Source organism: Priestia sp. J2, assembly GCF_020790095.1.
Lineage (GTDB): Bacteria > Bacillota > Bacilli > Bacillales > Bacillaceae_H > Priestia > Priestia zanthoxyli.
In genome coordinates this window covers 2,878,786-2,893,359 of record NZ_CP086208.1, presented here as the reverse complement: position 1 = coordinate 2,893,359, position 14,574 = coordinate 2,878,786, and the positions used below count along the sequence as shown (strand labels likewise).

15 protein-coding genes are annotated in these 14,574 nt (G+C 35.6%); all 15 read left to right on the top strand.

Annotated features, from left to right (window positions below; genetic code table 11):
• Positions 1-8: 8 nt before the first annotated feature.
• Entirely contained in the window at positions 9-377 is a 369-nt protein-coding gene (locus LJY09_RS14625; protein ID WP_228307294.1) for a hypothetical protein, read from the top strand.
• Positions 374-2,044: a terminase large subunit gene (locus tag LJY09_RS14620; protein ID WP_228307293.1), complete on the top strand. Its 1,671-nt coding sequence runs from the start codon at positions 374-376 to the stop codon at positions 2,042-2,044. The genes LJY09_RS14625 and LJY09_RS14620 overlap by 4 nt, the downstream gene beginning before the upstream one ends.
• A gap of 17 nt (positions 2,045-2,061) precedes the next feature.
• On the top strand, positions 2,062-3,336 hold the full coding sequence (locus LJY09_RS14615; RefSeq protein ID WP_228307292.1) for a phage portal protein: 1,275 nt from the start codon (positions 2,062-2,064) through the stop codon (positions 3,334-3,336).
• A complete protein-coding gene (locus tag LJY09_RS14610) occupies positions 3,317-3,898 on the top strand; it encodes an HK97 family phage prohead protease (RefSeq protein WP_228307291.1) in 582 nt (193 codons plus the stop codon). The genes LJY09_RS14615 and LJY09_RS14610 overlap by 20 nt, the downstream gene beginning before the upstream one ends.
• Before the next feature lie 17 nt (positions 3,899-3,915).
• Positions 3,916-5,070 (top strand): phage major capsid protein, encoded by a 1,155-nt coding sequence (locus LJY09_RS14605; protein WP_228307290.1) that lies wholly within the window; start codon positions 3,916-3,918, stop codon positions 5,068-5,070.
• A 31-nt stretch (positions 5,071-5,101) separates the two neighbouring features.
• Positions 5,102-5,392 carry a hypothetical protein gene (locus tag LJY09_RS14600; protein ID WP_228307289.1) on the top strand — a complete coding sequence of 97 codons (291 nt, stop codon included), beginning with the start codon at positions 5,102-5,104 and terminating at the stop codon, positions 5,390-5,392.
• 4 nt (positions 5,393-5,396) lie between these two features.
• Positions 5,397-5,666 carry a head-tail connector protein gene (locus LJY09_RS14595; protein WP_228307288.1) on the top strand — a complete coding sequence of 90 codons (270 nt, stop codon included), beginning with the start codon at positions 5,397-5,399 and terminating at the stop codon, positions 5,664-5,666.
• Positions 5,653-5,955, top strand: a complete 303-nt coding sequence (locus tag LJY09_RS14590; protein WP_228307287.1) for a phage head closure protein — start codon at positions 5,653-5,655, stop codon at positions 5,953-5,955. The genes LJY09_RS14595 and LJY09_RS14590 overlap by 14 nt, the downstream gene beginning before the upstream one ends.
• The gene (locus LJY09_RS14585) at positions 5,955-6,329 is read left to right on the top strand and encodes an HK97-gp10 family putative phage morphogenesis protein (protein ID WP_228307286.1); all 375 of its coding nucleotides are present in this window, start codon (positions 5,955-5,957) and stop codon (positions 6,327-6,329) included. Before LJY09_RS14590 ends, LJY09_RS14585 begins: the two co-directional genes overlap by 1 nt.
• Positions 6,326-6,652: a hypothetical protein gene (locus tag LJY09_RS14580; protein ID WP_228307285.1), complete on the top strand. Its 327-nt coding sequence runs from the start codon at positions 6,326-6,328 to the stop codon at positions 6,650-6,652. Before LJY09_RS14585 ends, LJY09_RS14580 begins: the two co-directional genes overlap by 4 nt.
• Before the next feature lie 22 nt (positions 6,653-6,674).
• Positions 6,675-7,274 carry a major tail protein gene (locus LJY09_RS14575; protein ID WP_228307284.1) on the top strand — a complete coding sequence of 200 codons (600 nt, stop codon included), beginning with the start codon at positions 6,675-6,677 and terminating at the stop codon, positions 7,272-7,274.
• 79 nt (positions 7,275-7,353) lie between these two features.
• A complete protein-coding gene (gpG, locus tag LJY09_RS14570) occupies positions 7,354-7,719 on the top strand; it encodes a phage tail assembly chaperone G (RefSeq protein WP_228307283.1) in 366 nt (121 codons plus the stop codon).
• Positions 7,682-7,912 (top strand): hypothetical protein, encoded by a 231-nt coding sequence (locus tag LJY09_RS14565; protein ID WP_228307282.1) that lies wholly within the window; start codon positions 7,682-7,684, stop codon positions 7,910-7,912. Before gpG ends, LJY09_RS14565 begins: the two co-directional genes overlap by 38 nt.
• 24 nt (positions 7,913-7,936) lie before the next feature.
• The gene (locus LJY09_RS27785) at positions 7,937-13,093 is read left to right on the top strand and encodes a transglycosylase SLT domain-containing protein (protein ID WP_323134956.1); all 5,157 of its coding nucleotides are present in this window, start codon (positions 7,937-7,939) and stop codon (positions 13,091-13,093) included.
• Positions 13,093-14,571 carry a distal tail protein Dit gene (locus LJY09_RS14550; RefSeq protein WP_228307281.1) on the top strand — a complete coding sequence of 493 codons (1,479 nt, stop codon included), beginning with the start codon at positions 13,093-13,095 and terminating at the stop codon, positions 14,569-14,571. Before LJY09_RS27785 ends, LJY09_RS14550 begins: the two co-directional genes overlap by 1 nt.
• Positions 14,572-14,574: the final 3 nt, after the last annotated feature.

Here is a 14,574-nt window from a genome sequence, read left to right as displayed (position 1 = left end):
GTAGAGTAATGGAGAGTGATGACAAACTATTAAAAGAGAAACGAATTAAGAAAGAAGAACGCAATCTTAAAAAGTTATTCAAGGACGCACCTACAGATAAGAAGACTTTGATCAATGGATTAATTCAACGTGCGGCATTTATGAGAGTTACACTTGAAGATTATGAAGCTGATATTGATGAGAATGGTTATGTTGAATTATTTTCTCAATCTGAAAAGACTGAGCCATATGAAAGAGAAAGACCAGTTGTTCGCTTGTACAATACGATGAATGGTAACTATCAAAAAATTATAAAACAGCTTAGTGACTTATTACCGAAAGATAATGAAAATGATAAGAATAAAAGTAGTGCTTTAATGGAGTTCTTATCACGATGACTACTTATCTAGAAGAATATGCGAATGCTGTTTTAAGTGGTGAGATAGTTGCATGTCACAGAATTAAACAAGTCTACAAAATGTTATTAGATAAATTACATAATCCAAAAGGTGACTATGTATTCGATGAAGAGTTGGCAAATAAACCAATTGAATTTATTGAGACGTTCTGTAAACAATCACAAGGTAAAATGGGAACACCTATTGAGTTAATGTTGTTTCAAAAAGCTAAATTACAAGCTTCATTTGGATTCGTACATAAAGACACTCGTGCTAGAGAATACCATGAAATATTAGACATCCGTGGAAGAAAGAACGGCAAGACAACTGAACTAGCTGCAACCTCTTTATTTGGATTAGTTGCTGATGGAGAGGGTTCACCTGAGATTTACTTCATTGCTACTGCATTGGATCAAGCTAAAAAAGGTTTCACAGAATCATTAAACATGACAAAGCAAAGTCCTGACTTACGAGCACACATTAAGAAAAGACAATCTGATTTGTACTTTGCTTATAACATGGGGTTCATTAAAGCATTAGCAAGTAACTCTAATTCATTGGATGGACTCAATGGTTCATTAATTATTATTGATGAATTGGCTGCAATTAAGAATCGTGATATCTACGACTTAATGAAACAGTCAATGTCTTCACGTAGACAACCAATGTTATGTACTATTTCAACAAATGGATTTGTACGTGACGGTATCTTTGATTCACAGTATCAATATGCTTGTGATGTTTTAGATGGAAAACTAAAAGATGATAAATTCTTACCATTTATCTATGAGCTAGATGACAGAGACGAATGGGATAAACCTGAATGTTGGGTTAAGTCAAATCCTGGGCTTGGTGTAATCAAATCAGAAGACTTTTTAAAAGATATGGTACAAAAAGCAAAAGGCGACCCTGCATTTAAACCAACTGTAATGGTAAAAGACTTTAACATGAAAGAAAACTCAGCTACAGCATGGTTAAACTGGAATGAAATTGATAACGAAGAACGATTCGACTTTAAGAAAATGGGATTCAGATATGGTATTGGTGGATTTGATGCTGCTGATTCAGTGGATTTAAACAGTGCCAGAGTATTATGTATGCGTCCTAATGATCCGAAAATTTATACGAAATCGATGTATTGGATGCCTGATGAGGTATTAAATAAAATGACTACCGATGGAAACCGTAGGGAACGTGACAATGTTCCTTATTTGCTATGGGAAAGACAAGGCATTCTACGTACTTATAAAGGTAATAAAGTAGACAAACGTGTTTTCTTAGATTGGTTTAAAGAGTTGCGAGACGAAGAAGACCTTTATGTATTGTACATTGCTTATGACCCGTGGCGTATTGATGACACTTTATTGAGAGAGTTTCGTGAAGAGTTCGGGAAAGATTCAATGATACCGATTCGTCAAGGTGCAGCAACAATGTCTCAACCTTTAAAAGACTTAAAAGCAGACTTAGGTGCAAATCTTATTGTGCATAACGGACATCCAATTGACATGTGGTGTTTAGCTAATGCGGAAGTAAGAGCAGATATCAATAGTGAGATTCAATTAGTAAAACAAACAGATAATCGTAAGCGTATTGATGGAGTAGTTTCCCTTGCGTGTGCGTATATCGCATTAAAAGACAACATGGATGAGTACACCAATATCATCTAGGAAAAGGAGGTGAGAATTTGGGATTATTCGGATGGATGTTTGGAGAAAAAACACCTGAAACAACAACGTTACAACGATTTGAAATGGTTAGTGATGCAGGTAATGGATTCTATGCGTGGGGTGGTGACTTATACGCTTCTGATATTGTTCGTTCATGTATTCGTCCTAAAGCAAGAGCAATAGGAAAGTTAATTGCTAAACATATTCGTGATAGTGTGACTGATTTTAAAGAAAATCCTAACGTTGCTATTCGGTTTCTCTTAGAAGAACCTAACCCAACTATGACAGGTCAGATGTTACAAGAAAAGATGGCTACACAATTAGAAATTAATCATAATGCGTTTGCTTATTTAAAACGTGACCCATACACAAACGTACCATATGAAATTTACCATTTAAATTGTGTTTCTGTTGAAGCTTTAGAAGGTCGTGAAGGTGATTTATTCTTAAAGTTTTATTTTGCTAATGGTAAATCTAAAACAATTCCATATACAGATATTATTCATCTACGCAAAGACTTTAATTCTAGTGATTTGTTTGGTGAATCACCTGCAAATGCATTAGCACCTTTAATGGAAATAATCAACACAACTGATCAAGGTATTGTAGAAGCAATTAAGAATAGTGCAGTTATTAAATGGATTCTAAAGTTTACATCTAAGTTAAGACCAGAAGATATGAAAGCAGAAGTGGATAACTTTACTGCTAGTTATCTTGATATTAAAAACTCAGGTGGTGCTGCTGGTGTAGATGGTAAATATGATTTAACACAAGTCAAACCTGAAAACTTTGTACCAAATGCAGACCAAATGGATAGAACTGTTCAACGCATTTACTCATTTTTCAACATTAATGAAAAGATTATTCAATCTAAGTACAACGAAGATGAATGGAATGCTTTCTATGAGTCTGAAATTGAACCTATTGCAAGACAATTAAGTGAAGAATTTACACGTAAGATATTCTCTAGAACTGAAAGGGGATATGGAAACAAAATCATCTTTGAAGCTTCTTCATTACAATATGCGTCAATGCAAACTAAACTTGCCCTTGTTCAAATGGTTGATAGAAGTGCAATGGTTCCTAATGAATGGCGTAGAGTACTAAACCTTGCACCAATTGAAGGTGGAGAATTACCTTTACGTAGGTTAGATACTGCTTTAGTTGACGATGGAAACACTACATCAAATGAATCATCGAAAGGTGGTGAAAATGTTGACAAAGGAGATGAGACAAAACCAACAGATGAACAATCAACAGAAGGAAAAGCAGTTGGAGAACAGACAGATTGATGTAACAAGCCTAGAAGTTCGTGCAACTGGTAATGATGATTACGTTTTAGAAGGATACATAAATAAATTTAATAATCGGTCATATTATCTTGGTGCTTTTTATGAGGAAGTACAGAAAGGTGCGTTTGACCGAACATTAGCAGATGGACATAACATTTACGCATTAAAAAATCATGATGATGAGCTTAGATTAGGCTCTACACATTCAGGATCACTTCAATTACATACAGATGATATTGGTTTGAAGTTCAGTTTAAAAATTAACCCTGAAATCTCATACGCTAAAGACGTTTACCACCTTGTAAAAGATGGACTGTTAGAAAACTGTTCATTCGGATTCTATTGTATTCAAGATGAAATTGTTAGGGTGTCAGATGGAACAGATTTACGTTATCTCAAAGAGATTGAGTTAGTCGAAGTTACATTAACAAACAAACCTGCATATCAATCAAGTCAAGTTGCATGTAGAAGTTACGATGAATTCAAAGCTAAAGAATTAAAAAAGAAACAAGATGAATTAAAACGGAAAAGATTAAAACTAAAACTAAAATATTTCAATTAAAGGGAGTTAAACAAATTATGAAAACATTAAAAGAAATCGAAGTTCGTTCAGCAGAAATTCAAGCACTATTAGATGATGATAACGCAGATTTTGACGCATTAGAAAATGAAATGCGTGAATTAGCAGAAGACAAAGCGAAGCATGAAAAACGTGCTCGACTATTAAAGGAAGCTGGTGAATTAAACGTGAAAGAAGAAGTTCGTACAATTGAATCATTTAACACACAAGAACATCAAGAAACTCGTGAGCAAGCAGATGTAGAAAAACGTGCAAAAGACCTTAAAGAAGACCGTGCTATTACAGTTACAAGTGGTGACTTAGTATTACCTAAACACACTTCATCTTCTATTAATGGTACATTCAATCAAATTTCAACTTTACTTGATCGTGTAAAACTTACACCGATGACTGGTGGAGAATCATTCCAACAACCATATGAAGTTTCTCATGGTGAAGGTGGATACACTGATGAGCAAGGAAACTATGTAGAAGTTGAAGTAGAAACTGATTATGCAACAATCGGTAAAACTAAAATTACTGCTTACAGTGAAGTAACAGAAGAAGTACAAAAATTACCTGCTGCAAACTATGAAGGATTAGTTATTAATGGTGTAGGTAAAGCATTACGTCAAACAATTACAAAAGAAATTCTAGTTGGTAACGGTTCTGTTGGACATTTAACAGGTATCTTCTCTAACCAAGCTAAAGCTATTGACCCTGCTACTGATTTAGCAATCTCTGCAATCACTGCTGACACTTTAGATGAAATTATCTTCTCTTATGGTAACAAAGAGGATGTAGAAGCTGTTGCAACACTTATCCTTTCTAAAGCAGACTTAAAAGCATTCGCTATGTTGCGTGATAAGCAAGATAAGAAAGTCTATGAAGTTAAATCTCAAGGTAACACTGGTACAATCGATGGCGTTCCTTACATCATCAACTCTGTATGTGCTCCTATTTCTGCTGCTGGTACTCCTGCTGGTGCTTACGCTATGGCTTACGGTGTTCTACAAAACTATGAGCTTGTAACATTCTCTGGAACTGATATTCAACGTTCTAATGACTTCAAATTCAAACAAGGTATGATTGCTCACCGTGGTTCTGTATTTGTTGGTGGTAACGTAGTAGCTCACAACGGTTTCTTACGTGTGAAGAAAGCTCCAACAGCTTAATAGTTAATAAATTATAAAGGATTGATAGTTAATGATTTATAAATCGACTGTATTGAAAGCTTTCAAAGACAAAGATACAGGTCGTCACTATGGAATTGGTGGCTTTTTTAGTTCTGAGGATTCTGAAAGAGTCGCCTATTTAGGTGATTTAGGCTTTGTTGATAAAGAAGTAAAAGAAATTGAACCTGTAGTTGAAACTAAACAAAAAGAAACAGCAGACAAACCACCATTTAAACATGTTGGTGGTGGCTGGTATGAACTAGCTGATGGCTCAAGAGTTAAAGGTAAACAGAAGGCATTAGAAGCTATTGAAAGTAGGTGATTAGATGATTGAAAAGGTGAGAAAGAGTTTAAGAATTTCTCACACTGCATTAGACGAAGATATTCAAGACTTAATTGACGCAGCATTAATGGAATTACAGTTGTCAGGCATTAAAAAATTAGATGAGAGTGATCCATTGATTATCCGTGCTGTAACAGTATATTGCAAAGCTGAATTTGGCTTTGATAATCCTGATGCAGATAGGTTCAGAGCTTCATTTGAATCATTACGAACTCATCTAGCATTAGCAGGTGATTATAATGCTTCATCGTGATATCGCTCATCTATTAACAACTGAAATCAAAAAGACAAATGGTGTTCAAAATAAAGTCATCACTAGTAAGCAAATGGTTTTTATAAATAAGAAAAGCATTGGTACTCAAGAATTTTATCTTGCTTCTCAAACTGGTTTCACACTTGAATTAATGTTGGAAATGCACACCCTAGACTACAATTCACAAGAGTATGTTGAGTTTAATTCCAAAACGTACAAAGTCATGCGTACATACGAAAAAGGCGATACGATTGAATTAAAATGTCAAGCTCATAGTGGTAAATTGTAATGCCATTAGAAGTAACTGGATTAAAGGAAATGGCAACCAAGATTAAAAAGATTGAAGCAGTAATGAAGAGTGCCAAAATTAGTGAGAAGGCTTTACGAGCAGGTGCAGAAATCTTACGTGATGAAGTTAAGCGTAGAGCACCACGTTCTAAGGGTGGTAGTAAACATGCTGCTGATCATGTCATTATTTCAGCAGTAGTAGAAGGTAAAATTGCTGTTGGTTTCATACCCGATAATTGGTACATGAAATATCATGAATGGGGAACAAGCAAAATGACACCTCAACCATTCCTTGAACCAGCGTTTAATGCAAAACGAAAAGAAATTCAACAAGCCATGTACAACGTTTATGTAAGAGAGTTGGCGAAAATATGATTTACGATTTAATTGAAGAATTGTTAGCATCTTTTGAAGTGACAACAGGTGTTATTAGAGTAATTGACCCACCTGACACATACATAACTTACTTTCAATATGATGAAAGTGCTACACAGTTTATAAACGATGAAGAATCAAGAACAACATATTACATTCAAGTGGATGTATGGTCAAAGATTGATGCATTCTCACTTGGGAAAGAAGTACAAAAGAAATTAACTAAAAATGGATTCATTAGAAGAAGCGTATTCCACGACTACGAAGAGGACACTGAGTTGTTCCGTCATGGGATGCGCTTTTACTATACACAAAACAACTAACTAAGGAAAGAAGGAATTATTAATGTCAGCAGATAAAATGACAGTCGGTTTTAAAAATATTCATTTCGCAGTAATGCAAAAAGATGAGCGTAAAGGTACAACAACTTATGGTATCCCAAAATATTTCGCAGGAGCAATGCAAGCAACATTAAATCCAAATGCTAGTTCACAAACTGTACACGTAGATGATGTTCCTGTAGCAACTGTAACAAGTACTGGTGTATTAGAAATGGAATTACAAGTGGACGCAATCACTAAAGAAGCAGCAGCAGAACTATTTGGCTACCGTATTGACTCTAATGGAGTATTGCTTGAAGCAACTAAGAATAAATCTCCATATATCGCTTTAGGATTCGAGTCTGAGTCTATCGATGGCGGTAAATTAATGAACTGGATGTACAAAGGTAAACTTACTGTACCATCTCAAGAATTCCAAACTAAAGGTGAATCTGTAGAGATCAAAAACCAATCAGTAACAGGTCAATTCGTTAACCGTTTATCTGATGGTGAAAAGAAAGTGTCTGTACATAGTAACGATGAAGGAATTAACCAAGAAGTTATTCTTGACTGGTTCGATGAAGTGTATGTACCAGCAGAAGTAACTGAACCACCAACAGTTTAATATACCCTATGGGAGTATCTATAATGGGTACTCCCTTTTTTTCTATTAAATCAACTAAAAATATTGGAGGAACTTTAAAATGATGGATTTAAAATTACGAATTAACGGTGAATACAAGCAAATGCACGAACCTTTTATTTCAGGAATGACTTACAGAAAATATCTACCTTTGAGCGAAAAACACGATTACTTGCATGAAGAAGTACCATTCCAAGTATTAGACGATTTGATTGTTCTTATTGTAGAAGCATTTGATAAACAATTCACAGTAGATGAGTTTTATTGTGGTCTAAGCTCTTATGATTTACGTGTAAAAATTGCAGAGTTTTTAGCTATTGTAAAGGGATTCCCTTCACAAATGGAGTTGTCAGATGAAGAGTTGGAAGAATTGACTAAAGAAACGGACGATGATGCCACACCCTCAGACGGAGGCGGAGAAGCTTGACGATTTCTACAACTACATGTTGATTAATCAAGGTTTAAAGCCACATGAAATTGATCAAATGGACATTCATCACTTGTTCAAATTAGTACGTAAACAGATTAAACAAAACAAAGAAAATGATTCTAAAGGTAGCAAGAAACAAGAAGAAGGTAAACCACGACAAGGTTTCTTAGATGAAATTCCTGGATGGTAAAAGAGAAGGAGGTGAACACAGCATATGGATATGGGCAATATGGCTTCAATGAAGTTCAAACTTGATTTAGAAGGACTTGGTTCAGCGACAACAGACTTTGCTAAGTTAAGTCGTGTTACAAAAATTTATGATAGTGAAATCGCCAATGCTAAAGCAGGTATTAAGAAATTCGAAGAAAATTTAGATGCAATGAAAAAAGTTGCAGATGCTACAACTAAGAAATTAGAAGTACAGAAGCTTACTGTTAAGCAAATGGAAGAAGAGTATGCTGATTTAGTTCGCACAAAAGGTGAAGATGATGCAGAGACACAAAAATTATTAACTAGATATAATCGTCAAGTAGCTCAAATGAAGAAGACTGAAATGGGTTTACAAAACCTAAATGGAAAAATTAAAGAACAAGGTAGTGCTTATGTTGAAGTTTCAAAAGAAGCGGACAAAGCCATTAAAGGTATCGAACAAGATTTAAAAGTTTTAAATAGTCAGTATGGTAAAACAACTGATGGAATTAATGATTTAAAGCAAGAATCAGAGAAATTAAATAAGACTTTAGAATTGCAAGGTAAAGTTTCTGAGCAACTAAAGAGAAAATATGAAGCTTTAAAAACTGAGAAGGGTGAAGATAATAGAGCAACGAAAGACGCTTTAATAGCTTATAACCAGTCTATTCAAACAATGAAGAAAACCGAAACAGCATTAGATGGTGTAAAGGTTAAGATAAAAGAACAAGGTAGTGAATTTACTAAAGCATCTAAGGAAGCTAAAGATTCACTAGATGGAATTGAACAAGATTTAAGAGTATTAGCAAGTGAGTACAATAAAACGTCTGCAAGTATGTCTAAAATGGGTTCTAATTCAGAGGACTTATATCAGCAATCTCAACATATGGAAAAGCAATTACAACTTGAAGAGAAAGCAGTTCAAGCATTAAGACGTAAATATGAAGCATCGGCAAGAGAAAAAGGTGAAGATGCTAAAGAAACAAAAGAAGCGTACATTCAGTTAAATGAATATATTGCAAGAATGAACAAGACAGAAAGAGCCTTGAACAGTCTAAATCATAAAATCGATGATTCGAAAGGATCGTTTAGATTATTTGGACGTGAAGTACATATTGCTGGTGGAAAGTTGGATGAGTTTAAAGAACGTGCAGGCGATATTCATTCATCAATGCAAGCTGGTATGGTTGCTGGATTGGCTGCTGGTGGTGCTGCATCTGTAAAGGCTGCTGTTGATATTAACAGTTCTCAAAAGCGTATTCAATCACAATTAGGATTAACAGCTAAAAGTACGAAAGAATTAAATAAAATTACTACAGATTTATGGAAAAAAGGTTACGGTGAAAACATGGATGAGGTTCGTAATGGACTCATTCAGACTAGACAAAATATTAAAGACTTGAACAACGATGAATTAAAACAAGTAACTCAAGACGCTTTAGTATTAGCAGATGTCTTTGAATCAGATGTAAATGAGGTAACTCGTGCTGGTGGAAACGTAATGAGAGGTTTTGGTGAAGACGCTAAACATTCATTTGACCTTATGGCATGGGGAGCACAAAACGGCTTAAACTTCTCCAATGAAATGTTTGATAACCTCTCAGAATATGCTCCACTTTATAAACGTATGGGCTTTAGTGCAGATGAATATTTCCAATTGTTAGCTAAAGGTGCTAAGTCTGGTGTTTATAATCTCGATTACATCAACGATGCAATGAAAGAGTTCCAAATCCGTATTACAGATGAATCTAAAGCTACATACGGTGCATTTGATGGTTTAAGTAAAGGAACTAAGCAACTTTGGAAAGATTTCAAAGACGGTAAAGCAACTGTAAAAGAAGTACATAATGCTGTTATTGATGATTTAAAGAATATGGATAATCAAGTTGATGCTAATAACTTGGGAGTTCAATTATACGGTACGAAATTCGAAGATTTAGAAAAAGATTCCATGTACGCTTTAGGAAACATCGATGGAAAGATTAAAGACGTAGATGGAAGTATGCAAAGAGCTTCTGCTGTAACTGAATCTGTAGGACAACGTGCTAAGGCTGCTTTCCGTGAATTTATGTCTGCAATTGCTCCATTAGGGACTAGACTATTAGATATCGCTGATCGTTGGATGCCTAAAATCGAAACAGGTATTAAAAATGTTACAACTGCATTTGATAAAATGTCACCTTCTGCACAAGATGCCACTATTGCAGTTTCAGGATTTGTAGGTGCTGGTGTTGGTATCGCAGGTATGGTTGGTGGTATCGGTGGAGTAGGTAGAGCATTTGCTTTACTATCTAATCCAATCGGTTTAACAGCATTAGCAATTGCTGCTGTTGGAGTTGAAGGAGCACTAGTTTATAAGAATTGGTATGCTCTAAAAGACTTAATGAAAGACCATCCATTGTTAGGATTAGCAATTAAACTAACTCCTGTTCAGGGACAATTCATTGAACTTGTAGGTAGCATTCGTGAGTTCCGTGATGAAATGAATAAATCAGCTATTGATACTGGATTAAATTCAGATAAGATTTCAGCAGGAACTAAGAAAGCTGTTCAAGCCTACATGGATATGGATAATAAAGCGTATGCTTCAATGGTTAACCTATCTGCAAGAGGTGGAATAGTTACAGATGAGTTTGCGAAGAAACAAATCTCTCAATATGAAGCAATGGCTGCTAAAATCCAATCTTCAATGGATACTGACCATGCAAAACGTATTGAAAAGACTAAAGCTTTATTTGCAACAAATACTGCATTGTCCGATGAAGAAAAAGCAGTAGCATTAAAGAAAATGGACGATGATCATTTCAATAAGAAATTACGTCTTGAAGAGTATGTAAGAAAAGTTTCTGAAATTGAAAACAGAGCATCAAAAGAGAAACGTGATTTAACTGAATCTGAAAAACGTACTGTAAATGGTATTCGTGAAAATATGCGTGTTGAAGCTGTAAAGACTTTAAGTAAATCTGAAGCTGAACAAAAGATGATTCTAGGGCGTTTGAAAAATGACGCTTCTAAATTATCAGCAGAACAAGCAGCGAATGTTGTTAAATCATCTGCAACTCAACGTGACAAGACTGTTAAACAAGCAGATGAACAGTATCAGAAACAAAAGAAAAAGTACGAATATCTACGTGATGTAACTGGTACTATTACAGCAGAACAAGCAAGACGTTCTATTGCAAATGCTAAAGAACAACGTGATCAAACTGTTCGTAAAGCTGAACAAATGCATGAGAGTGTTGTAGAAGAAGCACAAAAGCAAGCACAAGGACATATTGATGCTGTCAATTGGGAAACTGGTGAAGTTAAAACAGGTTGGGACGACATGTACGACAAAGTTCTCAAAGTCTACAACAACATCTTAGAATTCTTCGGAAAAGACCCTAAGAAAAAGAAATCAACTGAATCAACTAAATTCAAAAAGGACACTGGTAAACGTTCTGCTGGCACTGTTAAAAGTGGCGGAGCAGTTGAGAAACAATATGCAATTGGTACACCAAACGGTTCACATCCAGGCGGTTTAGCAAGAGTCGGTGAAGTCGGTGAAGAACTCGCATATATTCCTGGGCGTGGAGTAGGACTAGTCGGAGTAGGTGGAGAGCAAGTTTTAGATTTACCAAAAGGTACGTCTGTATTACCTCACCATCACACTAAGAATCTACTTAAACGTTATGGATTTAGTGGGAAAATGCCTGCTTATAAAAATGGTACAAAGGATAGCGTCTTCGATATGGCAATGAAAGGTGCAGAGCACTTATGGGATAGTGGAATGGAAAAGCTTGGTGTTACTGATAAGCTAATTCCTGACTGGTTCAATAAAATCTCAGGTAGTCCATTAGGTCTTATGAGAGACATTGCAGTAGATAGCGTTCAGGCACTAATCGATGATTTTCTTGGTGCATTTGGTGGCGGTGGAGGTAGTAGTTCTGTAGCAAGTTACTACTTAGATAATTTCCGTGTTAGTACACCATTTAGTCCAGGCAAAGGTCTTAACGATGGTTGGCATCCAGGTGGACATAAAGGTATTGACTTGGCTCGTAAAGGTCAAAAATCAATCATGGGTATGTCAATCAAGTCCTTAACGGATGGCGTCGTATCTCAAGTGTTGGTCAATAACCCTACTGCTGGTAATGGTGTTCGCATTAAGAGTGGTAATCGTGTATTCAGTTACATTCATATGCAAGAACCACCACCTGTTAAAACAGGACAAAAGATTTCAATGGGGCAATTGATTGGGCGCATAGGCTCAACAGGACGTTCTTCGGGCGCACATTTGGATTTGAAGGTGACTGAGAACGGGCGTTACATAGACCCTTTGAAAGTGTTAAAACAAATGGCTGAAGAAGGTGGAGAAGGTGGTTATTCTGGTGGCGGAAACTACAAAGGACAATTCTCTTCTATCATCAACGCAGCAGGTAAGAAATATGGCGTTAGTCCTGCTTTAATCGCTGGTATTATCCAACAGGAGTCTAGATTCAATCCTAATGCTCGTTCAGGTGTTGGAGCAACTGGTTTAATGCAATTAATGCCTGCCACAGCTCGTTCAATGGGTGTTAAGAATCCTCGTGACCCTTATCAAAACATCATGGGTGGTACACGTTACATCAAAGACATGTTGAGATTAAATAACGGTAATTTAGCATTAGCACTAGCTTCTTATAATGCTGGTTACGGAAACGTTAAAAAATATCACGGTATTCCACCATTCAGAGAAACACAGAATTATGTACGTATAGTTCAAGCTAACTACAACAGATTCAAGAAACAAGGTCTTGGTGGATATGCAACAGGTGGTAAAATTACAGACCATCAAGTAGCTCAATTAGGGGAAAATGGATTTGACGAGTATGTATTAACTACTGAGCCACGTTACAGAAATAAAAACTTAGCCTTACTTGCAGAAGTGTCAGAAAGACTAGGTGCATACAGTCCTATTCCTAAAGTGCCTAAGACTTCAAATGTTTCTAACAACATCATCAATAACAACACGACTAATAACTCATCTTCTGCACAGCAACAACCATCAATCAATTATAGTCCTACTATCAACTTCACATACACAGGTAGTCCAGATATGGAAAGCATGAAGTTGGCATATGAGAATCTGAAGAAACTAATGAAAGAGGATATGGAGAAAGCTAACCGTCCTAAAGGTATTAAACTAACAGGAGGTCTAATTTAATGGAAAGTAAGATTTTAAGTTTTGGGGGAGTTCCGACTCCCTCTTTTTTAATTGTTGAGAAAGTTGATTTACCACCGTTAGCACCATCAATTGTAGCAACTAAAGAAATTCCTATGAAAAGTGGAAAATTATTTGCTAATCAAAAGTTTGATTCACGTACAATTCCAGTTGACTTAGCTTTAATTGCACCAAGCAAAGACGAATATCAAGAAACATGTGCAAAATTGGCTGAATGGCTTTATTCAAAAACACCGCAACCTATCATCTTCTCAGAAAGACCAAACATTACATATTATGCAATTCTTGAAGGTGGTACAGATTTTGAACAATTTAGAGAACTAGGAAGAGGTACAGTCAACTTTGTTTGTCATAAACCTCATGGATATGGAACAACACAAGAAGTAGCTTTGGATTTAACTAAAGAATCAACACCTCTTATTAATATGGGGAACATGGAAACCTCACCTATTATTGATGTAACAATGGCTAAAAACGTTACAGACTTCTTTATTGCAACATCTGATAAGTACTACTATTTTGGTGAACCATTTGATCCAACAGAAAAGCAAGTAGTTGATTTATCACCAACAATTATGAATGACCCTTGTAGTACTACACAAAATTGGTTAAATGTAACGGATTGGACAGTAGATGGTGGAGTTATTCGTGGTGCAGCAATTCAATCTAATGGATATTCATTTGAACAAGGTGCAACAGATGGTAAAAGAGATTATGGTACAGCAAGTGGATTGTGGCATGGTTCATCAATGGTTTATTCATTAGACCATGAAGTACAAGATTTTGAGATTGAAGTAGAAATAGGATTTAAAGCAACTGACAAGAATCAAAAGGGTAGAATAGAAATTTATCTTTTAGATTCATCAAATCGTAAACTTGGAAAGCTTGCTATGAAAGATATTGATGATAAACGAGATAATCCAATTTTTGAAACACGATTAAGAGCACCAGATGGATTTACTAAAGGCACTGAGTACACGTATGGTGCAAAGAAGGGTGTATTCAGTAATTTTCATGGACATATCAAATTGGGACGTAGAGGAAGACAATGGCACAGTTTTATTGCCAAACTTGATGAAATGAATGATTACGTTGCTAGAGATTATAAATCCATTACAGACACATGGAATAAATTCGGGACAAAAATAGCTAAAATTCAGATTCACTTTGGAGCTTATGATAAAGCACCACCTGTTAATTCAATGTGGATTGGTAATGTTTTTGTTGAAGAATATCTTCCTAAAGCTAGTAACAAAGTTGATTATTTGTTTAAAAAGAATGACAGACTTCATATCAATTGTGAAACAGGTGAAATCTTACGTAATGGAATGGACGCTTCAAATAAGCTTTACATAGGTTCAGAACCTTTAATAATACCTAAAGGTGTAAGTGGAATAACTGTATCAGACCCTTCCATATTCAGTAGTGGTAAAGTGCGATTTACAGAGAGGTGGCTTTAATAA

Excerpts from the sequence above, each read along its gene's own strand:
- LJY09_RS14580 (WP_228307285.1), top strand. The coding sequence starts at position 6,326 with ATGATTTACGATTTAATTGAAGAATTGTTAGCATCTTTTGAAGTGACA.
- LJY09_RS14585 (WP_228307286.1), top strand. The coding sequence starts at position 5,955 with ATGCCATTAGAAGTAACTGGATTAAAGGAAATGGCAACCAAGATTAAA.
- LJY09_RS14620 (WP_228307293.1), top strand. The coding sequence starts at position 374 with ATGACTACTTATCTAGAAGAATATGCGAATGCTGTTTTAAGTGGTGAG.
- gpG (WP_228307283.1), top strand. The coding sequence starts at position 7,354 with ATGATGGATTTAAAATTACGAATTAACGGTGAATACAAGCAAATGCAC.
- LJY09_RS14565 (WP_228307282.1), top strand. The coding sequence starts at position 7,682 with ATGATGCCACACCCTCAGACGGAGGCGGAGAAGCTTGACGATTTCTAC.
- LJY09_RS14550 (WP_228307281.1), top strand. The coding sequence starts at position 13,093 with ATGGAAAGTAAGATTTTAAGTTTTGGGGGAGTTCCGACTCCCTCTTTT.
- LJY09_RS14605 (WP_228307290.1), top strand. The coding sequence starts at position 3,916 with ATGAAAACATTAAAAGAAATCGAAGTTCGTTCAGCAGAAATTCAAGCA.
- LJY09_RS27785 (WP_323134956.1), top strand. The coding sequence starts at position 7,937 with ATGGATATGGGCAATATGGCTTCAATGAAGTTCAAACTTGATTTAGAA.
- LJY09_RS14595 (WP_228307288.1), top strand. The coding sequence starts at position 5,397 with ATGATTGAAAAGGTGAGAAAGAGTTTAAGAATTTCTCACACTGCATTA.
- LJY09_RS14600 (WP_228307289.1), top strand. The coding sequence starts at position 5,102 with ATGATTTATAAATCGACTGTATTGAAAGCTTTCAAAGACAAAGATACA.
- LJY09_RS14625 (WP_228307294.1), top strand. The coding sequence starts at position 9 with ATGGAGAGTGATGACAAACTATTAAAAGAGAAACGAATTAAGAAAGAA.
- LJY09_RS14575 (WP_228307284.1), top strand. The coding sequence starts at position 6,675 with ATGTCAGCAGATAAAATGACAGTCGGTTTTAAAAATATTCATTTCGCA.
- LJY09_RS14590 (WP_228307287.1), top strand. The coding sequence starts at position 5,653 with ATGCTTCATCGTGATATCGCTCATCTATTAACAACTGAAATCAAAAAG.